The following is a 22282-nucleotide window of genomic DNA, read 5'->3' on the forward strand; positions in this document are numbered from 1 at the left end:
ATGGGACGCCACGGACGGCCAGCCCCCTCGCCCACCCCGGCCTCGCTGTGGATCGCCGCCGGGTCGGCCGCGGCCTGCGCGACCGCCGGCGTGATGGCACGGATCGGCGCCAATGGCCCCTGGATCGACATCGCCGCGGGCACCGCCGTGCTGGCGCTGCTGGCTGCGCTGCAGGTGGTGCGCCGCTGGCGGGAGACGCAGGATCAGCTCCACACCCTGCAGCAGCGCAGCGAGTCGCTGCTGCTGGAGCGCGATCACCTTCAACAACGCCGGCAGCAGCAGAACCAGCTCGAACAGGAACTGCTCAGCGCCAAGCAGGCCGCCGAAGCCGCGGCGCTGGCCAAGGGTGAGTTCCTGGCCACGATGAGCCATGAGATCCGCACGCCGCTCAACGGCATCCTGCCGATGCTGGACCTGATCGCGCGCGGCCAGCTCGGCAGCGACCAGCGGCAGATGCTGCAGACCGCCGCAACCAGCTCGCAGCAGCTGCTTCGCATCGTCGATGACATCCTCGATTACTCGCGGCTCGAAGCCAGGGGCCTGAACCTGGAGATCACCACGTTCAACCTGCGCGAGCTGCTGGAAGGACTGGTGCAGCTCATGCAGCGTGCCGCCGATCCCAAGGGCCTGCAGCTGTCGCTCGAGCTGGACCCGGCGGTGCGGCTGTCGGTTCGCGGCGATCCGGTGCGGCTGCGCCAGGTGCTCAGCAACCTGCTGGTCAACGCGATCAAGTTCACCGAGCGCGGCCAGATCCGGCTGCGCGTGCAGCGCCAGGGCGAGACCAACGCACAGCACCAGCTGCGGTTCGAGATCGCCGACAGCGGCATCGGCATCGATGACGCCCTGCAGGCGCGCCTGTTCCAGTCCTTCAGCCAGGCCGATGCCTCGACCACGCGCCTGTATGGCGGCACCGGCCTGGGGCTGGCGATCTGCAAGCGCATCATCGATCTCATGCACGGCCGCATCGGCGTGCATTCCACGCCCGGGCGGGGCGCCACGTTCTGGTTCGAGATCCCGCTGCTCAAGGTGATCGGCGACCTGCCCGCCATCGGCACCGTGCGCCGCGCCCTGCTGATCACGCGCGATGCGTTGCTGGCCCAGCGCATCGAGCGCGTGGCCCAGCACCATGACCTGCGCCTGCACACGGTGGAGACCGCCGCCGAAGCGATCGACGCCCTGCGCGCGCCGCAGCGCCCCGGCATCGACCCGGTGCTGGCCTGGGTCATCGCCGACACTGACGGCCTGCGTCACGGCACCCAGGCGCTGCAGAAGGCGCTGGTCGGCAACGAGCGGCATGCCGGAGCGCAGCTGTTGTGGCTGTACGGCGAGGAGGCACCCGCGCCGGAGGCCCTCGGCCCGGGACCGGCGCTGCCGCGGCAGGTTGCAGACAGCGAGCTGCATGCACTGCTGAGGCCGGTGGTCGCCAGCGCCCGGCCGGCCGCGCTGCTGGCCGAGGTGGAGTACGCCGGCTCGCCCATGGCCCTGCCGCAGTTCCCATTGCGCGTGCTGCTGGTGGAGGACAACAGCGTGAACCTGCTGGTCGCCCAACGCCTGCTGCAGGTATTGGGCTGCGAGGTGGAGCCCGCCACGCAGGGCGAGCAGGCGCTCGCGGCGCTGCACGCGCGACCATTCGATGTGGTGTTGATGGATTGCCAGATGCCGGTGCTGGATGGCTACGACACCACCCGCCGCTGGCGCGCGCACGAGGCTGCACTGGGCACGGCGCGCCTGCCGATCGTGGCGATGACCGCCAACGCGATGGCCGGCGACCGCGAGCGCTGCCTGCAGGCCGGCATGGATGACTACCTGTCTAAGCCGATCAACCGCGAAACGCTGCAGGCCGTACTGGCGCGCTGGGGCAGTGCGATGGCCGATGACCCGGCAGTGCAGCCACCGTCCCTGCCTCAGCACGCGCCGGCTCCGCCCGCCGCTTCGCCAACCCGCGACGAGTCACCGGCCCCGGTGCTCGATCAGGAGGTGCTGGATGAACTGCTGGAGGTGATCGGCGCCGACACCGCGCGCATCATCGGCGTGTTCCTGGATGACACGCCACCGTTGATCCGGCAGCTGCAGGACGCCTCGGTCGCCGCGGATCTGGACCAGCTGCGCGCGTTGGCGCACAGCCTCAAATCCGCCAGTGCGAATGTGGGTGCGATGGCCTTGTCGGCAGCGGCCTGGCGGATCGAGCACGATGCCCGCGCCGGCACGCTGGAGCGCCCCGCGGTCGCGGTGGCGCTGTTGATCGCCGAGTTCGCGCGTACACGGATCGCGCTGGGCGGCTATCACGCCCGCCTGCGCGCCCCGTTGCAGGGCTGACTCAGTCTTCGATCTTGGTCAGCAGGTAGTTCGGTTCGCCGATGCGCTCGATCAGATCCAGCTGGGTTTCCAGCCAGTCGATATGCTCTTCCTCGGACTCGAGGATCTTCACGAACAGCTGGCGGCTGACGTAGTCACCGATCGAATCGGCATAGGCCACCGCTTCGCGCAGGGTCACCACGCCATCGCGTTCCAGGCTGAGGTCGCACTGCAGGATCTCGGCCGGGTTCTCGCCGATGCGCAGCTTGCCCAGTGCCTGGAAGTTCGGCAGGCCTTCGAGGAAGAGGATGCGGTCGGACAGGATGTCCGCATGCTTCATCTCTTCGATCGATTCCTTGTACTCGTGATCGGCGAGCTCCTTCAGGCCCCAGTTCTTCAGCATCTTGGCGTGCAGGAAGTACTGGTTGATGGCGGTCAGCTCGTTGTAGAGGACCTTGTTGAGGAATTCGATGACTTTCGCGTCGCCCTTCATGAGCGTGCTCCTGCTGCGTGGAATCGCGGGCACTGTAGCGCGTCGCGCGGGAGCATGAAGGAACGCGAATCGTGCTCAGTTGCGACCCGGCAGAAGGCTGGCAAGCCCACCCTGGGCGGCCGGCGGCTCGCGGGCGCACCGCCCGGTCAGGCGGCCTGGAGGCCCAATACCGGCAGGGGCAGATCGTGGGTGGCGCTGAACTTGGCCAGCAGGTCCGCCGCCATGTCCAGGCAGGACCCGCAGGTGGCGCCGCAGCCGGTGCGCATCGTCAACTCGGACACGCTCGCGACACCGCTCTGGGCGGCTTCACGGATCTGATGGTCGGTAACCCCGTTGCAGATGCAGACGTACACGTGCGGACTCGGCAGGCAGGCCCGGATCGGCCTGCTGCTATTCCAATCGAAACGAGAATGGTTGTCAATTTCGAACCTGAATCATTCTCGATACGGTTCACGGCCGCCGGGATCACTCAGACCGCGCCCGGCTCGCCCTTGGTCTTGCGCGGCCAGTAGCCGCCGCCCCGCTTGGGCGTGGTGCGCTTGCGTGGCCGGTCGTGGCCGGCCGCATTGCCGGGCATCCAGGCTTCCTGGGCGGATTTCGGCATCGATTCCACCCCCGTCCCGGCCACTCCCCGGGCCAGCGGCGCCAGATGGCGCAGGGCGCGTGCGTAGACGCCCCGCTTGAACATCACCACGTGCTCCACCGGGTACCAGAAGTCGACCCAACGCCACTGGTCGAATTCGGGGCTGTCGGTATGGTCCAGGGTGACGTGGGATTCGTCCCCGGCCAGCCGCAGCAGGAACCACACCTGCTTCTGGCCGATGCAGACCTGCCGTTCATTGCGGCGGATGGCCCGTGCCGGCAGCCGATAGCGAAGCCAACCCGGCGTCGCCCCGAGCACTTCAACGTGCTCCGGCAACAGCCCGGTCTCTTCCTGCAACTCGCGATACATGGCTTCGACAGGCGTCTCGTCGGTGTTCATGCCGCCCTGCGGGAACTGCCAGCCATCCCGGCGCACGCGTCGTGCCCAGAAAACCTGCCCATCCTGCCGCATCAGCACAATACCGACGTTCGGTCGATAGCCGTCCGGATCGATCACGATGCGGACTCCTAGAAAAATCTACTGATCGGGACTGTGCCACGCCCGCTGCCCACTCACAAGCGCGGTGAAAAAGTGTTGACAGATTCCAAATACATCTCCAGAATTACCGGCTCCCTGAGGCTATGTAGCTCAGCCGGTTAGAGCACAGCACTCATAATGCTGGGGTCGGTGGTTCGAGTCCACCCATAGCCACCAAGTTCGCTTGGTTTTTCAGGGAGAAAGTGCAATAATTGCACGCACATTTTGCCCCGTCGCCAAGCGGTAAGGCACCTGACTCTGACTCAGGCATTCGGTGGTTCGAATCCATCCGGGGCAGCCAAACAAAACAAAAGGCCTGATCGAAAGATCAGGCCTTTTATTTTGTTTGGGCGGCTGACTGGGCGCATGGCGCCCAGTGCCCCAACCTTGCGGAGCAAGGTTGGGGCCAGCCTTCTTTGCCTCCACATCCCCGCGCCTGGCGGCGCGCCCCCTTGCACTCCAAGGGGGCTGTTTCACCAGAAAGAGGGTGGACGGCCGACACCCTGCCCATGCCGGGCCGCGAAAGCAGCCGACCAGCGGTCGGCACTACCGCCACCGCCGCCCCTATGAAACAGCGGCGAGCGCAGCAGTGCCGCCGGAAGCGTCGCCATCCCTCGCTGCATCCACCTGACGACCAAGCGATCTGCAGGGACGAAACCCACCCCCGAAAACGACAAAAGCCCGGCCGAAGCCGGGCTTTTGCGTACCTCCCAGGGGGATCCCGAAGGATCCCACGCCAGGCGCGATGGATCAGCGCTTGGAGAACTGGGTGGCGCGACGTGCCTTGTGCAGGCCGACCTTCTTACGCTCGACTTCACGGGCGTCACGGGTCATGAAGCCAGCCTTGCGCAGCTCGGACTTCAGGGTTTCGTCGTACTCGATCAGCGCGCGGGCGATGCCCAGACGGATCGCACCGGCCTGACCGGTGGTACCACCGCCAGCAGCGGTGACCATGATGTCGAAGGTTTCGGTGTTCTTGGTCAGTTCCAGCGGCTGACGCACGATCATGCGTGCAGTCTCACGGCCAAAGAACTCGTCCAGCGGACGGCCATTGACGGTGATGTTGCCGGCGCCCTTGCGCAGGAACACGCGGGCGGTGGAGGACTTGCGGCGGCCGGTGCCGTAGTTTTGCGTGATAGCCATGATTAGATATCCAGAACCTGGGGCTGCTGAGCGGCGTGCGGGTGCTCGGAACCCGAGTACACCTTGAGCTTGCGGTACATGGCGCGGCCCAGCGGGCCCTTCGGCAGCATGCCCTTGACGGCGGTCTCGATGACGCGCTCCGGGTGGCGCTCAAGCGCCTGGGCCAGAGTTTCGGTCTTCAGGTTGCCGATGTAGCCAGTGAAGCGGTGGTACAGCTTGTCCTGCAGCTTGTTGCCGGTGACGGCAATCTTTTCTGCATTGATGACAACCAGGTAATCACCGGTATCAACGTGGGGGGTGTAGACCGGCTTGTGCTTGCCGCGCAGACGGCGGGCCAGCTCGGTGGACAGACGGCCCAGCGTCTTGCCGGAAGCGTCGACGAGATACCAGTCGCGCTGGACGGTCTCGGACTTTGCAGTGAAAGTGCTCATGAAAGAACTCAAGTAGGTCGGGCTCATTACGGCGCAGTACGGCCGGAACTCTGCCACGCGTTGTGAAGAGGCGGGATTGTACTGGCCATCCCCACCAAATGCAAGTTGACCCCGATCCCGGCTTGGCACACCGGCCCCATGGGGCGAGAATCGACGGTCCCCCGCCGCGACACCGCCTGCCATGACCGCGCTCCGCCAGATCACCCCGCTCGACCACCTGCTGACCGAAGCCCAGCGGGCCCTGGATACGGTGTTCGGCAATCCGCCGGCCAGCCGCCCCTACCCCGCCGAGGGCACCCCGGACGTGCAGATGGCCGCACCCGAGCGCCGCCACGCCGCCGGCCTGATGCGCATCAACCACGTCGGCGAGGTCTGCGCCCAGGGCCTGTACTTCGGCCAGGCCGCGGTCGCCCGCGAGCCGGAAACCCGCGCCCACCTGCTCGATGCGGCCCAGGAAGAGACCGACCATCTGGCCTGGTGCGCCCAGCGCCTGCGCGAACTGGACAGCCGTCCCAGCCTGTTCAACCCGATCTGGTATGCCGGCAGCTACACCATCGGCACCCTGGCCGGCCTGCGCGGGGACGGCTGGAACCTGGGCTTCGTGGTCGAAACCGAGCGCCAGGTGGAAGCCCATCTGGACGAACACCTGGACACCCTGCCGCCGGCCGACCTGCGCAGCCGCAAGGTGATCAAGGTGATGAAGATCGACGAGGCCCGCCATGCCGACCACGCCGAGCATGCCGGCGCGCGCAGGCTGCCCGCCCCGATCCCATCGGTGATGGCGCTGGCCTCCAAGGTCATGAAGACCATCGCGTACCGCCTTTAAGCCTCCACCGCGCCGCGTGCATCGGGTGAAAAGCCCCCCTGAGTCAGGGGGGCGCCGCGAAGCGGCGGGGGTATGGGTGTTCAGTGAGCCGGGGGCCCACGGTTCGCACAGCGAACCGTGGGAGCGCCAGCGCGAATGCGAGGGCGTTACCCCGAGACCAGCTTCAGCCCGATCACCCCGGCCACGATCAACGCGATGCAGGCCAGCCGCGACGGCGAAGCGCTGTCGCCGAACAGGAAGATGCCCAGCATCGCCACGCCCAGTGCGCCGATCCCGGTCCAGATCGCATAGGCGGTGCCGACCGGAATGGATTTCATGGCCTGGCTCATCAGGTACAGGCTGACCAGGGCGGCGGCGACGGTGGCCAGCGTGGGAAGGGGCTTGCTGAAGCCTTCGGAGTACTTCATTCCGATGGCGAAGCCGATCTCGAACAGACCGGCCACAAGAAGATAGATCCAGGGCATGGGGGATTCCTTGGGTTAACAAAAACAAAACGGCCCGGTGTTTTCACACCGGACCGTCGTCGGTAGCTGCCGTGGAACCCGATTTTGCGCAAACACCGGTTCCACAGGGCGGGCCGTCCCGCCTGGACGACGCCGGCCGGGGCCAGGCCCGGACGACATCGCAGGGTGTGCCTTACTCGGCCAGGTTGCGCCCGTGGAACAGCTCTTCGATCTCACGACGCAGCAGCGCCTCGATCTTCATGCGTTCCTTGAACGACAGGTTCTTGGCCTTCTCTTCGAACAGGTACTGGTCCAGGTCGAAGTCCTTCAGGTGCATCTTCGTGTGGAAGATGTTTTCCTGATAGACATTGACGTCGAACATCTCGTAGCGCGACTTGATGTTCTTGGCCAGGAAGTTCTGGATCGAGTTGATCTTGTGATCGATGTAGTGCTTCTTGCCCTTCACGTCACGGGTGAAGCCACGCACGCGGTAGTCCATGATCACGATGTCCGATTCCAGACTCTCGATCAGGTAGTTCAGCGCTTTCAGCGGGGAAATCACGCCACAGGTGGCCACATCGATGTCCGCGCGGAACGTGGCGATGCCCTCCTGCGGGTGGGTTTCCGGGTAGGTATGGACAGTGATGTGGCTCTTGTCCATGTGGGCGACCACGGCGTCGGAGATCAGCTCCTTGCCGGCCTGCTTCTTGTCGATCACCGGCTCTTCCGAGATCAGGATCGTCACCGAGGCACCCTGGGGGTCGTAGTCCTGGCGGGCCACGTTCAGGATGTTCGCGCCGATGATCTCGGCAACGTCGGTCAGGATCTGAGTCAGCCTATCGGCGTTGTACTCTTCATCAATATATTCGATGTAACGCTGACGCTCCTCTTCGGTGCGGGCGTAACAGACGTCATAGATGTTGAAGCTCAGCGCCTTGGTGAGGTTGTTGAAACCCTGCAACCTCAGGCGAGGCAACGGCTTGACCACGGCGGTCGATCCTGTGTGTGGTGGGAAAGAAGTAATTATGGGGCAAAGTGATCGGGGGCGAAACTTGCATTGAAACGAGTAGCTGTGCTCGGTTTGCCCTTAACAATTCGGATCGTTAAGCTCCCGGCACATAGCCGTGAATTCTTCATGAGCAATCGGAGCGCCTCAACGTGTCAACTGTGCGCCTTGCCACAAGTCCATTGGCCCTGGATATCGCAACAATCGATCGCTTCCTGGCCCACAGCCACCGCCGCCGTTATCCCGCCCGTACCGACGTGTTCCGTCCGGGGGATCCGGCAGGCACCCTGTACTACGTCATCAGCGGCTCCGTCTCAATAATGGCTGAGGAAGATGACGATCGTGAGCTGGTGCTGGGCTACTTCGGCTCGGGAGAGTTCGTCGGCGAGATGGGGCTGTTCGTGGAATCGGACCGCCGCGAGGTGATCCTGCGCACCCGCACCCCGTGCGAACTGGCCGAGATCAGCTACGAACGCCTGCATCAGCTGTTCCTCGGCCCGCTCTCCGCCGATGCCCCGCGGCTGCTCTACTCGATCGGCCAGCAGCTCTCCAAGCGCCTGCTCGACACCAGCAGGAAAGCCAGCCGCCTGGCCTTCCTGGACGTGACCGACCGCATCGTGCGGACCCTGCACGACCTGTCCCGCGAGCCGGAGGCCATGAGCCACCCGCAGGGCACCCAGCTGCGCGTCTCGCGCCAGGAGCTGGCGCGCCTGGTCGGCTGCTCGCGTGAGATGGCCGGCCGCGTGTTGAAGAAGCTGCAGACCGACGGGCTGCTGCATGCCCGCGGCAAGACCGTCGTTCTGTACGGCACCCGTTGATCCTGCCCGCGTAGTGCCGGCCGCTGGCCGGCAACCACGCAGATCCCCCCCTGCCCGTCGACCTGGACGAGGTTGCCGGCCGGCGGCCGGCACTACCTGCCCATTTGCCGCTAGGCTGTTCGCATGGAACTTGGCAGCGAATTCTATTGGTTCATCCTGATCGGCCTGGGCGCACAGCTTGTCGATGGCGCATTGGGCATGGCCTTCGGGCTGGTGTCCTCCTCGGTGATGCTGAGCATGGGCGTGCCGCCGGCAGCCGTGAGCGCCAGCGTGCACACCGCTGAAGTCTTCACCACCGGCGCCTCCGGGGTGTCGCACCTGGTCGCCGGCAACGTGGATCGCCGGCTGTTCCTGCGCCTGGCCCTTCCCGGCGCGGTCGGTGGTGTGGTGGGGGCCTACGTGCTGACCCAGCTGCCCGGTGACGTGATTCGCCCCTTCATCTACATGTATCTGCTGGTGCTGGCCATCTTCATCCTGCTGCGCGCGGCCGGCCGGATGCTGCCGGCGCAGGAAGTGAAGCGTGTCCCGCTGCTGGGCTTCGTGGCCGGCCTGCTGGATGCCAGCGGCGGCGGTGGCTGGGGCCCGGTGGCCACCTCCACCCTGCTCGCCCGCGGCGGAAAGGCCCGCACCACTATCGGCACGGTCAATGCCGCCGAGTTCGTGGTGACCCTCGCGGTGTCGATCACCTTCCTGCTGACCATGGGCGTGCAGTACCTGAACATCGTCGCCGGCCTGCTGATCGGCGGCATGATGGCCGCGCCGATCGCCGCGATTCTGGTCAAGAACGTCAAGGAACGCTGGGTGTTGATCGCCGTCGGCGTGCTGGTCCTGGGCATCAGCCTGTTCCAGATCAGCCACGCAATCGTGCAGTGGCGCGCAGGCTGAGCCGGACGCGACACGCTTTTCAGCCCTTCCCGGGCGTTTTCAGCGCCGGATCAGACCGGGTCGCCGGCCCGGTCCACGCAGCCCCAGTTGAGCACCGGGGTATCCGGGGGCAGCACCTGGCGGAAGTACGCCACCCGCGAGGCCTTGGGATTGACCACGACCGGCGCGGCCGCGGCCAGCAGCAGCGGCAGGTCGGCGCTGCTGTCGGAGTAGGCGACGTCGATCTCGCCATACCCGCGCTCGCGCAGCATCCGCATCTTTTCTTCGTTGTGGCAGTGCCGGGTGGCGATGACCGCGCCCAGGAACGGGCCGACCTCGCTGCCGATCACCGGCACGCCCTGGTGGGCGACGAAGGCCAGGATCGCGCGGGCCAGTTCCGGCGGCGCACCGGTGGCGACCACCACGCGGTCTCCGGCGGCCCGGTGGCGGGCAAACACCTCCAGCGCGACCGGCAGCAGGCGGCGGCGGATGTCGGCCTCGTGCTTGAGCACGTAGCGGTCGATCACCTTGTTGAACTCGCGCGCCCGGTGCAGGCCGAACGTGGCGATCCAGACATAGCCGGAGATGCCGCGGCGCCGGGTCGGCAGGAACGCCACCAGCGGGCCGAGCAGCGGCGTGGCGATGAGGGCGGCCAGCAGCCGCAGCGGGTTGCGCTTGATCAGCCAGGCGAACAGATGGCTGCCGGAATCGCCGTCATACAGGGTGTGATCGAAATCGAAGACCACCAGCGGGGCGTCGTCGCGCGGCGTTGGGTAGATCGCTGTCATGCGCTGAAGAATAGCTGACGCAGGCCCTCGCCGGGCTCTTCCACGCGCATGAAGGCCTCGCCGACCAGGAACGCATTGACCCCGGCCTCACGCATCACCGAGACATCGGCCGGGCCGAGGATGCCGCTTTCGGTGACCAGCAGGCGGTCGCGCGGTACGGCCTGGCGCATGTCCAGCGTGGTCTGCAGCGAGACCTCGAAGGTGCGCAGGTTACGGTTGTTGATGCCGATCAGCGGCACCGGCACCTGGATGGCACGCTCCAGCTCGTCGATGTCGTGCACTTCCACCAGCACGTCCATGCCCAGCTGCATGGCCAGGTCGGAAAGCTCGGCCAGCTGGCGGTCGTCCAAAGCAGCCACGATCAGCAGGATGCAGTCCGCGCCGAGCACGCGCGCTTCATACACCTGGTAGGCATCGATCACGAAGTCCTTGCGCAGCACCGGCAGCGTGCAGGCCTCCCGGGCCTGCTGCAGATAGGCATCGCTGCCTTGGAAGAAGTCCACGTCGGTCAGCACCGACAGGCAGCTGGCACCACCGAACTCGTAGCTCACCGCGATATCGGCCGGATGGAAGTCAGGGCGGATCACGCCCTTGGACGGACTGGCCTTCTTGATCTCGGCGATCACGGCCGGGTTGCCGGCGGTGATCGAGGCGCGCAGCGCATCGGCGAACCCCCGCACCGGCGGGGCCTGCTCCACGCGCGAGATCAGCGCCTCCAGCGGCACCTGGGCACGGCGTGCGGCGACTTCTTCGGCCTTGCGGGCCAGGATGGTATCGAGGATGTCGCTCATGTCATTGGGGTCCTGGAGGCCGGCCATTATCGGCCAGCCCCGCTGAATTCTGAAAACGCGGGCTCAGACGGCCCCGCGGATGCGGCGGGTGGCGGCCACGTACTGCTCCATCCGCGAGCGCGCACTGCCATCGGCCAGCACCGCGCGCGCGCGGGCCAGGCCATCGGCGATGCTGTCGGCGACACCGGCCACATACAGGGCGGCGCCGGCGTTGAGGGCGACGATGTCCAGCGCCGGGCCGGGCTGGTTGTCGAGCACGCCGCGCAGCATGGCGATGGATTCCTCCGGACTCTCGACCTTGAGGTTGCGGCTGGCCGACATCGCGATACCGAAGTCTTCCGGATGGATCTCGTACTCGCGCACCTTGCCGTCGCGCAGCTCGCCGACCAGCGTGCCGGCGCCGAGCGAGATCTCATCCATGTTGTCGCGACCCCACACCACCAGCGCGCGCTCGGCACCGAGTTCGCGCAGCACGCGTGCCTGGATGCCGACCAGATCCGGGTGGAACACGCCCATCAGCACATTGGTCGCACCGACCGGATTGGTCAGCGGGCCGAGGATGTTGAAGATCGTACGCACGCCCATTTCGCGGCGCACCGGCGCGACGACCTTCATCGCCGGGTGGTGCATCGGCGCGAACATGAAGCCGATGCCGGTCTCGGTGATCGCGCGCGCGACCTCCTCCGGCTGCAGATCGATGATCGCGCCCAGTGCCTCGACTGCATCGGCACTGCCGGACTTGGAGGAAACACTGCGGTTGCCATGCTTGGCCACCTTGGCCCCGGCCGCAGACACCACGAACATCGCGCAGGTGGAAATGTTGAAGGTGTGCGAACCATCCCCACCGGTGCCGACGATATCCACCAGATGCGTCTTGTCCTCCACCGGTACCGCGAGGGCGAGCTCGCGCATCACGGTGGCGGCACCGGCGATTTCGCCGATGGTTTCCTTCTTGACCCGCAGGCCGGTCAGGATCGCGGCGGTCATCACCGGCGACACGTCACCGCGCATGATCTGCCGCATCAGGTCGACCATTTCGTCGAAGAAGATCTCGCGGTGCTCGATGGTGCGCTGCAGGGCTTCCTGGGGGGAGAAGGTCATGCGGGGTCCTTTGTGGTGCAGGTGCGGCGCGCTCAGCGCTGCAGGAAATTCTTCAGCAGGGCGTGGCCATGCTCGGTGAGGATCGACTCGGGGTGGAACTGCACGCCCTCGACCGGATGTTCGCGATGGCGCAGGCCCATGATCTCTTCGATCGAGCCGTCCTCGTTCTCGGTCCAGGCGGTCATTTCCAGGCAGGCCGGCAGCGTGGTCTTGTCGACCACCAGCGAGTGGTAGCGCGTGGCCTGGTAGCGGTCCGGCAGGCCGGCGAACACGCCCTTGCCTTCATGCCGGATCGGCGAGGTCTTGCCGTGCATGATGTTGGTGGCGCGGATGACGTCACCGCCATACACCTGGCCGATGCTCTGGTGGCCCAGGCACACGCCCAGGATCGGCGTGGTCGGGCCGAGCCGGCGGATCAGCTCCAGCGACACACCCGCTTCGTTGGGCGTGCACGGGCCGGGCGAGATCACGATGCGCTCGGGCGCGAGCGCGGCGATTTCATCGACGCTCAACGCGTCGTTGCGCACCACCTTGACCTCGGCGCCCAGCGTCTGCAGGTACTGCACGAGGTTGTAGGTGAAGCTGTCGTAGTTGTCGAGCATCAACAACATGGTCAGGGTCCGTCTTGAATGGGGAAGTGGCGTGCACGCAACCGTGCACGTGTCAGGCCGTTCGGCAGCAGTGCGTTACAGGCCCTTGGCTGCCTGCGCCACGGCACGGAACAACGCGCGGCCCTTGTTCATCGTCTCGTCCCATTCCTTGCCGGGGTCGGAGTCGTAAACGATGCCGGCGCCCGCCTGCACGTGTAGGCGACCGTCCTTGATCACCGCGGTGCGGATCGCGATCGCGGTATCGGCATCGCCATGCCAGCCGATGTAGCCGATGCTGCCGGCGTAGACGTTGCGCTTGATCGGCTCCAGCTCGCGGATCACTTCCAGCGCGCGGATCTTCGGCGCGCCGCTGACGGTGCCGGCTGGGAACGTCGCACGCATCACGTCGGCATAGCTCAGGCCCGGCTGCAGCTGCCCGGTGACCTCGCTGACGATGTGCATGACGTGGCTGTAGCGCTCGATCACGAACTGCTCGCCCACTTCCACCGTGCCCGCCTTGGACACGCGGCCGGCATCATTGCGGCCGAGATCGATCAGCATCAGATGCTCGGCACGTTCCTTGGGATCGGCCAGCAGGTCCACTTCGAGTGCGTTGTCTTCCTCCACCGTCGCGCCGCGCGGGCGGGTGCCGGCGATCGGACGCACGGTGACTTCCCCGTCCTGCAGCCGCACCAGGATTTCCGGCGAGGAGCCGACCACCTGCACGTCGCCGGTATCGAGGAAATACATGTACGGCGAGGGATTGAGCGCACGCAGCGCGCGGTACACATCCACCGGGCGCGCCTTGAACGGCACGCTCAGGCGCTGGCTCAGCACCACCTGGAAGATGTCGCCGGCGCGGATGTATTCCTTGGATTTGTCGACCGCAGCGATGAAGCCTTCGCGGGTGAAGCCGGAGACGAAATCGTTCTCGTCCAGCACGTCGCGGGTGATCGGCGCGGGGTAGCCGGCACCGGGCGCACGCAGTTTGGCGACCAGCGCATCCAGCCGCGCCTGGGCCTCCTCCCATGCACCGGGCTGACCCGGGTCGGCATGCACGATCAGGTACAGGCGGCCCTTGAGGTTGTCGAACACCGCCAGTTCTTCGGAGTGCAGCAGCAGGATGTCCGGCGTGCCCAGCTCGTCGCGGCCACGCGGCGGCGCCAGGCGCGGTTCGATGTAGCCGATGCACTCGAAGCCGAACCAGCCGACCAGGCCGCCGGTGAAGCCGGGCAGACCGGCCAGCTTCGGCACCGAGTGGGCGCTGCGCAGGGCCTCGACCTCGGTGAACGGGTCGGCGACCTCGCGGGTTTCCACCACGGTGCCGGATTCGCTGATGGTCAGGGTATGGCCGTGGAAGGCATACACCCGGCGCGCCGGCAGGCCGATGATGGAATAGCGCCCGAAGCGTTCGCCGCCCTCGACCGATTCAAACAGATAGGTATGCGGGCCGTCGGCGAGCTTCAGATAGACCGAGAGCGGCGTGTCCAGGTCGGACAGCACTTCACGGACGACGGGGATGCGGGTGTGGCCTTCAGCGGCCTGCTGCTGGAACTGCTCGAGCGTGATCAAGACGACTTTCCTTCCGGGAAACGGCGGTGGCGGGACGGACGACGGCAACAGGCCACCATCGCCACCAACGGCGAGCGGAAGAAATGGGTATGCGGGGTCGTCAGAATGGACACCCGGCGACTGTACCTCAGCCCGGCGCGGGGGGGAACCCCGCCCGGGCCTGCGTGCAGCCGCTCCGAGGCCGACGTGGCGGCCCACTCCGGCATGGAGCGACTGCCCGGGCGTCAGTACAGCGGCAGCGGGCGCTCACTGGCCAGCATGCCATTCAGGGTGTCCAGCATCCTGACCAGGTCCACCTGCCGATGCAGGCGGGTCTTCTCGAAAATGCTCTGCAGGCGGGTCCGCGCACTCCCGACACCGATGCCGCAGGTCGCTGCGGCGGCCGACAGCTCGCCCTGGTGATGCAGCGCTACGGCCAGCGTCGCTTCGCCCGGGGTCAGGCCGAAAAGCTCGCGCAGGGTGGCGGACAGCCCCGCCGAGGAGCGGCGCACCAGCGTGTTGACCGTCATGACGAAACGGGCGGTGCCCGTACCGGGAATGTACTTTCCATAGGGCCGAAGCGATGCGAATCCTGCCAGGAGTCCATCTGCATCGTGCAGAGCGACGATATCCTCTCCGGGGTCCTGCGCCGGACCGCCCCGCAGCGCCAGGCGCCGGACCAGGGCATTCCAACCCGCCCGCGAGGCGGGATGCACCGGCTCCAATGCCGCCTTTCGGCGCACACGCAGGACGCGCGCCAGCAGCATCTCCTCGCCCCCGGCATTGACCGATACTGGCCGCAGGTTCTCATCGAGAAGCAGCAGGGCCAGCGTTCCTGCCTGCCGCCACGCGTCCTGCAGTGCCTGGCGCAGCTCGAAGGCATTGACGAAGTGAGGGGCCAACGCTTCGCACAGTGCCACCTCGCGGGCATCGAAATCGCCGCGCCGCTCGGTTCCCACGAAGGTCAGCATGGTGACCTGGTCCGGCTTGCGCGAGGCACACAATGCCACCGAACGCAGCGTGTCGATCTGGCGCAGGAAGTCCAGGTAGTACCGCGTTCCACGCATCTCATCGAGCGTGGCCACCCGATCGCTGACGATGACGCTGCCAGCACGCATCGTCGGCGCGGCCCGGTTGAACCAGAGGTTGTCCACCGAGTAGAGCGTGTCTTCGTTGAAGCGCTCCACCGTACGCGGGTCGGCCATCGCGCCGGCCGCGACCAGCGCCCTGTGTCGCCCCCCGTGCACGTCGCGCAGGGTCACGCTGCCGGAGTGGCAACCGACCGCGCGACCGAGACGTTCAACGAATGACTGCATCCGCTCCGGGTCGGTGACCCCCGCGTACAGCTCTTCCATAAGCTCCGCTTTCACAACCATCTCCTGTGTTGTTCGTCAAGTCATGTCCATGACCTGCGTCGCTGCGCATCTGGACGCAGATTTGCCGCCATCCCATCACCACGTCAAGGACGCCATGGCCCTCTCTGCGCTGCGATCAGTTTCTACTGCGCTCACCCTGTCCCTGCTGCTCGTCGGATGCGGCGGCAAAGGCGATGCAGCTTCCCCGAGTACCGATAAGGACAGCAACGCCGCTGCGGCCGAGGGTGAGGCAAACGCCGATAAACCGGCGCCCACCACCCTTCCTCAAGCCGACCTGGCCAAGCCGCTGGCCGAGTACCGCAAGTTGGATAGCGGCCAGCAGGTCATGTTTCTTTATGCCGCCATGTCCAAGCTTCCGACGGATTTCGACACGATGGCCAGCCTTGCCTCGCAGGAATACCGCGGCACCGCCGATACCTTCCGCCGCAAGGACCTGATGGGGGCGCTTCGCCCGCAGCTCGAACAGAGCATCGCAGACGCTGGCCGCTCGCCCTATTACTGGAGCGAACTGGATGATGCCGACCTGCAGGCCTATGACTTCGAGCGGAAGGGCTTCCCGGTCGGCGAATTCAACGGCGGCAAGTACCGCTACTTCATGGACATTCCGGAGTACAGCTACACCTGGGCCAATCCCGCGCAGGTCCAGCTCGCCCCGGTCGCTGACGAAACGGTTGCCCGCGAGCTCGAAGGGCTTCGCAGCCGATGGAACAGCAAACCCCGGCTGCGGACCTACTTCTTCGTCCAGTCTGCCGATCTGAACCAGCGTCGCATCAATGCCTATGTCACGCATGTCCAGCTTCTGGACCGCAGCGGACGCGTCCTGGCGTCCTACTCGCCCGATCCGGCGGTGGCAGCGCAGCCAGCGGAAGAGGATCCGTGCGTTTCACCGGAGGACTGCGCACGGCGTGCGTTGGGCAGCTGATCGTTTCGGAATCCACAGGGGAATCATCCATGAATCAACTCAATGAAAGCGACGTCCAGGACGCGCTGCAGCAGCGCCTCGTGCGCGAGGAAGCCGGGCGGCGCGCAACCGACGGCCTGATGCGCACGGCCAGGACGCTGCGATGGATCGGCTGGGGCTGCGCGCTGGTGCCGATCGTCGGCATCGTCGGTGTGGTGCTGTTCCTGCTCAGCACGATCCTGTGTTTCGCCTATGCGCAAAGCAAGGGGAACCCCGATGGCATCAAGCAGTTGTTGATCACCCTGGCCAGCCTGTTCGCTGCGGGCATCGTCTGGGTGCTGGTCAATCTCACCGTGCTCGGCCTGTTTGGCGCAGCCATGTCCATGCATTGAGGATCTGCACATGAACGGAATCACCTTGAAGCAGTCGCTGCTGTCGGCCGCTGCGGCGGCCGCATTGCTGGCTGGCCAGGCCGTGCCTGCCCACGCACAATCCGCCGACGCGCTCCGGCGTGAGAACGCACAGCTGCGTGCCCAGCTGGACGCGTTGAACCAACGCTGCGGCGTGCCGGCCCCCGACAACACCGGCGCACTGGAGCGATTTGGCGATATCGAAGCGCGACTGGATTCGATCCGGGCAGGACAGCGCACGCGCGGCTCGGTAGAGATCACGGTGACGATGACACTGCGCAATGTGTCGTCGCAGCCGATGGTGTTGAATTATGAGTACGACACCTTCAACGCGACCGACAGCCACGGCTATACCTACCGTTTCTTCGGCGGGCAGGACAAAGACACGATCAAGGGCATCCCGATCGCCACCACGAACCGGGTCGACCCGACCTTCACCCTGCTGCCAGGCCGATCCAGCACGGTCACCTTCCTCGTGCAGCGCGCCATGAACGCGGGGCAGACCCCGGGCAGCCGCTTCGATATCAGTGCCAGCTTCGGCCAGTACGAAAACCTGGGCCAGGGACGACTGCGACGGCTACAGACATTCCCCGTTTCCTTCAAGGATCGCTCAGTCACGTCGGGCGGCGTCGCCACGGGTATCGGCGGGCGCGCGGATCAGACGGTTGAAAACGCGGCCGGCAGGTTGCTGGACCGCCTGTTCAAGTGAGCCGGGCACGGCAGGCGCCACCACGCGCCAGCCGTATGCAGGACGGCCCCGCAGCCGCGCCGGGACTCAGGCCCTGGACAGCAGCGGGCTGTCCAGCGCCACATGCAGGTTCACCCGCCCCGGCACGCAGTCGATGCGGAAATGGCGGGCCTGGACCGGCTCGCCATCCAGATTGAGGGTCAGCGGCGCCTCGGCCTCGATCTCCACCCACGGCGCCTGGACACGTTCGGCCACCTGTTCCAGCGCACCGCGCTTGCCGCCCTTGACCAGCGCAGCGAAGGTGGACGCCACCTCCCCGCTCAGCTCGGGAATCACGGTGATATCGAGCACACCATCGTCGATCAGGGCCTCCGGGCACAGCACCTGGCCGCCACCGGCCTGGCGGCCGTTGCCAACGCCCAGAGCGATGAAGCCACCGGCCCATTCGAAGCCCGGCGCCCGGACCCGCGCCTGGATGGGATCGATCCGGCCCAGCCGCGAGACCCCGGTCACCAGATAGGCCAGCCCGCCGAGCACCTTCTTCAGGCCCTCATCGGTCTCCACCGTCACCTCGGTGCCGAAACCGCCACTGGCTACGTTCGCGCACCACCACACCTTGCCGTCGGCATCGATGCGCAGCAGATCGACCGGCCGCGCCGGCGCGTGCCTGATCAGCTCCAGCGCCGCCAGCGGTTCGTCGGGAATTTCGGCCGCCGTGGCGAAGTCATTGGCCGTGCCCAGCGGCAAGAGGCCCAGCGACGGCAGTGCATCGGCCGGCTCCTCGCGATGGGCCAGCGTCTCGGCCACCTCGCTGAGCGTGCCGTCTCCGCCGGCCGCGATGATCGTGTCGACCCCGTGTGCGATCGCCTCGGCCACGTAGCGCTCGGCATCGCCCGACTCCCAGGTCACCCGCACCTCCAGCTGCACCCCGCGCTCGCGCAGTGCTGCCACCGCCTCGCGCACATCCTCATTGCCGGTGGCCTTGCCGTTGAGGATCAAACGCCAATGGGGACGGCTCATGCGGTACTTCCAGGGAGTGGGGAAGCGAAGGCTAGCAGCGCGCGGGGTGGCCGTCGGTGAACGTCATCAAAGCGTCACCGATGGCCCGGAGAATGGAAGGCCATAGCAAGGAAGATGGATGGAGGCAGGATCAGCCTCCCGCTGTTCCCGGGGCCGCATCTGCAAGGGTGCGGTCTTTTTTTTTGCCGCCGGGAGGGCAGCCGACCAACGGTCGGCTCTACCGGGGGGGGTTGGCTGCGGCAGCCGACCAACGGTCGGCTCTACCGGGTGCTCAGCCTTCGGCGACGGTCCGCAATGCCTCGCCTTCCATCCGGTACACCGTCCACTCGCTTTGCGGCTTCGCACCGGCGGCCTGGTAGAACTGGATCGCCGGTTCATTCCAGTCCAGCACCGACCACTCGAACCGGCCGCAGCCTTCGGCCACCGCGATCCGTGCGATGTGCTGCAGCAATGCCTTGCCGGCCCCGCTGCCGCGCCGTTCCGGGCTCACGTACAGGTCTTCCAGGTAGATCCCGTTGCGGCCCAGCCAGGTCGAGTAATTGTAGAAATACACCGCATAGCCGATGGCCACGCCGTCGGCCTCGCAGATCAGCGCGTGCGCTTTCGCTTCCGGCCCGAACAGGCTCGCGCGGATGCCCGCTTCGTCGGTCTGCACCGACGACTCGGCCCTTTCGTAGATCGCCAGCTCGCGGATGAAGCGCAGGATCCGCCCCGCATCCTCGGCGGTGGCCACGCGGATGGTCACGGCAGCCACCGATCCCATGGCTCAGCCCCGCGCCGCGGCGACATTGCCGCGCATCTGCGCGATGATGTCCTGGTAGCTGGTCTTCGCATTGAAGATCGCCGAGCCGGCCACGAACGCATCCGCACCGGCCGCCGCGATGGCACCGATGTTGTCGGCCTTCACGCCACCGTCGATCTCCAGGCGGATGTCCTTGCCGCTGGCATCGATCTGCTTGCGGATCGCGCGCACCTTGTCCAGCGCCGAGGGAATGAAGGCCTGGCCGCCGAAGCCCGGGTTGACCGACATCACCAGCACCAGGTCCAGGTCATCGAGCACCCAGTCCAGGATGTCCACCGGCGTGGCCGGATTGAGCACCACGCCCGGCTTGCAGCCCAGCGAACGGATCAGCTGGATGGTGCGGTGCACGTGGCGGCTCGCCTCCGGATGGAAGCTGATGTAGGTCGCGCCGGCCTCGGCGAAATCCGGAATGATGCGGTCCACCGGCTCCACCATCAGGTGCACGTCGATCGGTGCGGTCACGCCATGCTTGCGCAGCGCCTGGCAGACCAGCGGGCCGATCGTCAGGTTCGGCACATAGTGGTTGTCCATCACATCGAAATGCACCCAGTCGGCGCCGGCCGCGAGCACGTTGTCCACTTCCTCGCCCAGGCGGGCGAAATCGGCGGACAGGATGGAGGGAGCAATGATGCAGTTGGACATGGCCGGGACCTTCAGGATGTTGAAAGGGGGCGCCGCGCGGAATCAGCGCTTGCGCAGGGTCTTGATGCGGTCATAGGCGGCATTGAGCTGGCGCGACTTGCGCTCGGCCTGCTGGCGCAGCTCCGGGGCGGCGCCGACCACCTTGTCCGGGTGGTACTGGGACATCAGCCGGCGGTAGGCCAGGTCGATCTCGGCATCGGTCGCCTCGGAGGTCAGCCCCAGCTCACGGTAGGGATTTTCCCTGTTCAGCCGGAACCAGTCGGCATCGAAGGCATGCCCCAGCAACAGCCCGACCACGGCACCGAGCGGATTGGGCCTGAACAACAGGGCGCCGGCGATGAATCCGAGCAGTTTTCCGTACCAGCGCATGGTGGTCTGGGCAGCCAAGGCGACAAAGGATCCTCATTTTACGTCACAGCGGGCCCAACCCGCTTTACACTAGGCCGCCCGCTGTCTGTGCGGGCCCTCCGGGTCCCCTGGACAGCTGTCATGACGAAGCCTCAGGAGTGCCCGTGCCGACCACGTTGTTGCAATCCGATCTCCCCGGCCTGCCCTTGCGCCATCGCGGCAAGGTGCGTGATGTTTTCGACATTCCGCGCGACCGGCTCCCCGCCGGCACACCGCCGGGGGACTACCTGCTGATGGTCGCGACCGACCGTCTGTCAGCCTTCGACGTGGTGCTGCCCGACCCGATCCCCGGCAAGGGCGAAATGCTCTGCCAGGTCTCGAACTTCTGGTTCGCCAAGACCGCGCACCTGATGCCCAACCACCTGACCGGCATCGATGTCGCCAGCGTGCTGCCCGAGGGCGTGGATCCGGCCCTGTACGCCAAGCGCGCGGTGGTCACCCGCAAGCTCAAGCCGGTCCCGGTGGAGGCGATCGCCCGCGGTTACCTGATCGGCAGTGGCTGGAAGGACTACCAGCGCACCGGCAAGATCAGCGGCATCGAGCTGCCTGACGGCCTGCGCCAGGCCGAGCAGCTGCCCGAACCGATCTTCACCCCCTCGACCAAGGCCGCCGTCGGCGACCATGACGAGAACATCGATTTCGATGCGATGGTGAAGGCGGTCGGGGCGGACCTGGCCGAGCGCGTACGCGATGCGACCCTGCGCATCTACGCCTTCGCCGCCGACTATGCGCGCGAGCGCGGCATCATCCTGGCCGACACCAAGTTCGAGTTCGGTACCGATGCCGATGGCCGTCTGTACATCATGGACGAGATGCTGACCCCGGATTCCTCGCGCTACTGGCCGGCCGACGAGTATGAGGTGGGCACCAGCCCGCCAAGCTACGACAAGCAGTTCGTCCGCGATTACCTGGAGACGCTGGACTGGGGCAAGACCGCGCCCGGCCCGAGCATCCCGGCCGAGATCATCGAACGTACCCGCGCCAAGTACGCCGAGGCGCTGCAGCGCCTGGCCGGGATCTCGGTCGACTGATTCGCCTGCGCCCCCGGCCGTGATGGCCGGGGGTCCCGGCCGTAGAGTCGACCGTTGGTCGACTGCCGCGGACGTTGGTGGCCTATCGCGTGCAGCACGAGGGGTATCGTCTGGGCGAGAGCAAGCCGACCAACGGTCGGCTCCACCCGCCCGGGGCGGTATGCTCTGCAGATCCTGGGAGGGACCATGGCCACCACCGTCGCACGCCCGATCGAACGCTACTTCGCCAGCTATTCCGACGACCACCGCAATGTGCTGAACCAGCGCATCCACGTCCTGGCCGTCCCGGCGATCGCGTGGTCGGTCATCGCCCTGCTGTGGTGCCTGCCGCCGCTGATCACCTGGTTCCAGAACGGGATCTGGGCCGGCCTGGCGATGTTCGCCGCCTGGTGCTTCTACAACCGTCTTTCGCGCACGCTGGGCTACGGCATGCTGGCGTTCTTCTTCGTCAGCGGCTGCGTCTGCCGGTTGCTGGAAGCCGAGATCGGCCTGGTGAACCTGTTCTGGCTGGCGCTGGGGGTTTTTGCCGTGGCGTGGGTGGCGCAGTTCATCGGCCACAGGCACGAAGGCCGCAAGCCGAGCTTCCTGACCGATCTGGTCTACCTGTTGATCGGCCCCCTGTGGGTATTGGCCAAGCTCTATCGCCGGATGGACTGGCGCTACTGACCCGCTTTTCCTGAACGAGCGCGGACACTCACCGGCACTCCACGCCGCACCCTCCAGCATCGTCCCCAGTGGCCTTTC

The 22282-nt window shown here is 66.4% G+C and carries 26 protein-coding genes and 2 tRNA genes; 11 read left to right on the forward strand and 17 right to left on the reverse strand.

Annotation, left to right across the window (positions count from 1 at the left end; all coding sequences use genetic code 11):
• On the forward strand, window positions 1-2316 hold the full coding sequence (locus HMPREF3113_RS10930; RefSeq protein WP_083298772.1) for an ATP-binding protein: 2316 nt from the start codon (window positions 1-3) through the stop codon (window positions 2314-2316).
• 1 nt (window position 2317) lies between these two features.
• Here HMPREF3113_RS10930 and bfr read toward each other — a convergent pair whose 3' ends face one another.
• The 3 genes from bfr to HMPREF3113_RS10945 all read right to left on the reverse strand — a co-directional run bounded on the left by bfr (window position 2318) and on the right by HMPREF3113_RS10945 (window position 3887).
• Window positions 2318-2788 carry a bacterioferritin gene (bfr, locus tag HMPREF3113_RS10935; protein ID WP_019185321.1) on the reverse strand — a complete coding sequence of 157 codons (471 nt, stop codon included), beginning with the start codon at window positions 2786-2788 and terminating at the stop codon, window positions 2318-2320.
• A 146-nt stretch (window positions 2789-2934) separates the two neighbouring features.
• Window positions 2935-3141, reverse strand: coding sequence for a (2Fe-2S)-binding protein (locus HMPREF3113_RS10940; RefSeq protein ID WP_019185320.1), 207 nt, complete (start codon window positions 3139-3141; stop codon window positions 2935-2937).
• Window positions 3142-3257: 116 nt separating this feature from the next.
• Complete coding sequence (locus tag HMPREF3113_RS10945; RefSeq protein WP_019185319.1) at window positions 3258-3887, reverse strand: RNA pyrophosphohydrolase; 630 nt, start codon at window positions 3885-3887, stop codon at window positions 3258-3260.
• A 121-nt stretch (window positions 3888-4008) separates the two neighbouring features.
• Between HMPREF3113_RS10945 and HMPREF3113_RS10950 the strand changes: the two genes are divergently transcribed.
• Both HMPREF3113_RS10950 and HMPREF3113_RS10955 read left to right on the forward strand, forming a co-directional pair.
• A tRNA-Met gene (locus HMPREF3113_RS10950) sits at window positions 4009-4085 on the forward strand.
• Window positions 4086-4134: 49 nt separating this feature from the next.
• Window positions 4135-4209: transfer RNA gene (locus HMPREF3113_RS10955), tRNA-Gln, on the forward strand.
• Between the two features lie 449 nt (window positions 4210-4658).
• On the opposite strand, the gene rpsI is transcribed toward HMPREF3113_RS10955, so the two are convergent.
• Both rpsI and rplM read right to left on the reverse strand, forming a co-directional pair.
• Entirely contained in the window at window positions 4659-5051 is a 393-nt protein-coding gene (rpsI, locus tag HMPREF3113_RS10960) for a 30S ribosomal protein S9 (protein ID WP_019185318.1), read from the reverse strand.
• Between the two features lie 2 nt (window positions 5052-5053).
• Window positions 5054-5482, reverse strand: a complete 429-nt coding sequence (rplM, locus tag HMPREF3113_RS10965; protein WP_017354548.1) for a 50S ribosomal protein L13 — start codon at window positions 5480-5482, stop codon at window positions 5054-5056.
• Window positions 5483-5663: 181 nt separating this feature from the next.
• On the opposite strand from rplM, the gene coq7 reads away from it, so the two are divergent.
• Complete coding sequence (coq7, locus tag HMPREF3113_RS10970; RefSeq protein ID WP_070472303.1) at window positions 5664-6308, forward strand: 2-polyprenyl-3-methyl-6-methoxy-1,4-benzoquinone monooxygenase; 645 nt, start codon at window positions 5664-5666, stop codon at window positions 6306-6308.
• Between the two features lie 146 nt (window positions 6309-6454).
• On the opposite strand, the gene sugE is transcribed toward coq7, so the two are convergent.
• Window positions 6455-6772, reverse strand: a complete 318-nt coding sequence (gene sugE, locus HMPREF3113_RS10975) for a quaternary ammonium compound efflux SMR transporter SugE (protein WP_070472306.1) — start codon at window positions 6770-6772, stop codon at window positions 6455-6457.
• A 172-nt stretch (window positions 6773-6944) separates the two neighbouring features.
• Window positions 6945-7739: an adenosylmethionine decarboxylase gene (gene speD / locus HMPREF3113_RS10980; RefSeq protein ID WP_019185315.1), complete on the reverse strand. Its 795-nt coding sequence runs from the start codon at window positions 7737-7739 to the stop codon at window positions 6945-6947.
• A gap of 170 nt (window positions 7740-7909) precedes the next feature.
• Here speD and crp point away from each other — a divergent pair, with 170 nt between their 5' ends.
• Both crp and HMPREF3113_RS10990 read left to right on the forward strand, forming a co-directional pair.
• Window positions 7910-8575, forward strand: a complete 666-nt coding sequence (crp, locus tag HMPREF3113_RS10985) for a cAMP-activated global transcriptional regulator CRP (protein ID WP_019185314.1) — start codon at window positions 7910-7912, stop codon at window positions 8573-8575.
• 123 nt (window positions 8576-8698) lie between these two features.
• Window positions 8699-9460, forward strand: a complete 762-nt coding sequence (locus HMPREF3113_RS10990) for a sulfite exporter TauE/SafE family protein (RefSeq protein ID WP_019185313.1) — start codon at window positions 8699-8701, stop codon at window positions 9458-9460.
• A 50-nt stretch (window positions 9461-9510) separates the two neighbouring features.
• On the opposite strand, the gene HMPREF3113_RS10995 is transcribed toward HMPREF3113_RS10990, so the two are convergent.
• From HMPREF3113_RS10995 to HMPREF3113_RS11020, 6 genes are all read right to left on the reverse strand, one after another.
• On the reverse strand, window positions 9511-10227 hold the full coding sequence (locus HMPREF3113_RS10995) for a haloacid dehalogenase-like hydrolase (RefSeq protein ID WP_070472309.1): 717 nt from the start codon (window positions 10225-10227) through the stop codon (window positions 9511-9513).
• Entirely contained in the window at window positions 10224-11018 is a 795-nt protein-coding gene (gene trpC / locus HMPREF3113_RS11000) for an indole-3-glycerol phosphate synthase TrpC (protein WP_070472312.1), read from the reverse strand. Before trpC ends, HMPREF3113_RS10995 begins: the two co-directional genes overlap by 4 nt.
• 63 nt (window positions 11019-11081) lie before the next feature.
• Window positions 11082-12119: an anthranilate phosphoribosyltransferase gene (gene trpD, locus HMPREF3113_RS11005; RefSeq protein WP_070472315.1), complete on the reverse strand. Its 1038-nt coding sequence runs from the start codon at window positions 12117-12119 to the stop codon at window positions 11082-11084.
• Window positions 12120-12151: 32 nt separating this feature from the next.
• Window positions 12152-12730, reverse strand: a complete 579-nt coding sequence (locus HMPREF3113_RS11010) for an anthranilate synthase component II (RefSeq protein WP_070472319.1) — start codon at window positions 12728-12730, stop codon at window positions 12152-12154.
• A 75-nt stretch (window positions 12731-12805) separates the two neighbouring features.
• Window positions 12806-14281 (reverse strand): anthranilate synthase component I, encoded by a 1476-nt coding sequence (gene trpE, locus HMPREF3113_RS11015; RefSeq protein WP_070472322.1) that lies wholly within the window; start codon window positions 14279-14281, stop codon window positions 12806-12808.
• Between the two features lie 224 nt (window positions 14282-14505).
• Window positions 14506-15630, reverse strand: a complete 1125-nt coding sequence (locus HMPREF3113_RS11020; RefSeq protein ID WP_139146347.1) for a hypothetical protein — start codon at window positions 15628-15630, stop codon at window positions 14506-14508.
• A 34-nt stretch (window positions 15631-15664) separates the two neighbouring features.
• Here HMPREF3113_RS11020 and HMPREF3113_RS11025 point away from each other — a divergent pair, with 34 nt between their 5' ends.
• From HMPREF3113_RS11025 to HMPREF3113_RS11035, 3 genes are read left to right on the forward strand one after another with little or no spacing between them, the layout of a single operon-like run.
• Window positions 15665-16558 carry a hypothetical protein gene (locus HMPREF3113_RS11025; protein ID WP_139146348.1) on the forward strand — a complete coding sequence of 298 codons (894 nt, stop codon included), beginning with the start codon at window positions 15665-15667 and terminating at the stop codon, window positions 16556-16558.
• 29 nt (window positions 16559-16587) lie between these two features.
• The gene (locus HMPREF3113_RS11030) at window positions 16588-16929 is read left to right on the forward strand and encodes a hypothetical protein (RefSeq protein WP_070472330.1); all 342 of its coding nucleotides are present in this window, start codon (window positions 16588-16590) and stop codon (window positions 16927-16929) included.
• A 25-nt stretch (window positions 16930-16954) separates the two neighbouring features.
• Entirely contained in the window at window positions 16955-17656 is a 702-nt protein-coding gene (locus tag HMPREF3113_RS11035; RefSeq protein WP_139146349.1) for a hypothetical protein, read from the forward strand.
• 66 nt (window positions 17657-17722) lie between these two features.
• Here HMPREF3113_RS11035 and yegS read toward each other — a convergent pair whose 3' ends face one another.
• From yegS to HMPREF3113_RS11055, 4 genes are all read right to left on the reverse strand, one after another.
• Window positions 17723-18655, reverse strand: a complete 933-nt coding sequence (yegS, locus tag HMPREF3113_RS11040) for a lipid kinase YegS (protein WP_019185303.1) — start codon at window positions 18653-18655, stop codon at window positions 17723-17725.
• 271 nt (window positions 18656-18926) lie between these two features.
• A complete protein-coding gene (locus tag HMPREF3113_RS11045) occupies window positions 18927-19409 on the reverse strand; it encodes a GNAT family N-acetyltransferase (RefSeq protein ID WP_070472605.1) in 483 nt (160 codons plus the stop codon).
• Window positions 19410-19421: 12 nt separating this feature from the next.
• Window positions 19422-20099, reverse strand: coding sequence for a ribulose-phosphate 3-epimerase (rpe, locus tag HMPREF3113_RS11050; RefSeq protein ID WP_070472336.1), 678 nt, complete (start codon window positions 20097-20099; stop codon window positions 19422-19424).
• A 42-nt stretch (window positions 20100-20141) separates the two neighbouring features.
• Window positions 20142-20468, reverse strand: a complete 327-nt coding sequence (locus tag HMPREF3113_RS11055; protein WP_070472609.1) for a J domain-containing protein — start codon at window positions 20466-20468, stop codon at window positions 20142-20144.
• A gap of 143 nt (window positions 20469-20611) precedes the next feature.
• Here HMPREF3113_RS11055 and HMPREF3113_RS11060 point away from each other — a divergent pair, with 143 nt between their 5' ends.
• Complete coding sequence (locus HMPREF3113_RS11060; protein ID WP_019185298.1) at window positions 20612-21538, forward strand: phosphoribosylaminoimidazolesuccinocarboxamide synthase; 927 nt, start codon at window positions 20612-20614, stop codon at window positions 21536-21538.
• A 186-nt stretch (window positions 21539-21724) separates the two neighbouring features.
• The gene (locus HMPREF3113_RS11065; protein ID WP_070472339.1) at window positions 21725-22204 is read left to right on the forward strand and encodes an Mpo1 family 2-hydroxy fatty acid dioxygenase; all 480 of its coding nucleotides are present in this window, start codon (window positions 21725-21727) and stop codon (window positions 22202-22204) included.
• Window positions 22205-22282 lie beyond the last annotated feature (78 nt).

This window comes from Stenotrophomonas sp. HMSC10F06 (genome assembly GCF_001807865.1).
GTDB lineage: Bacteria > Pseudomonadota > Gammaproteobacteria > Xanthomonadales > Xanthomonadaceae > Stenotrophomonas > Stenotrophomonas bentonitica_A.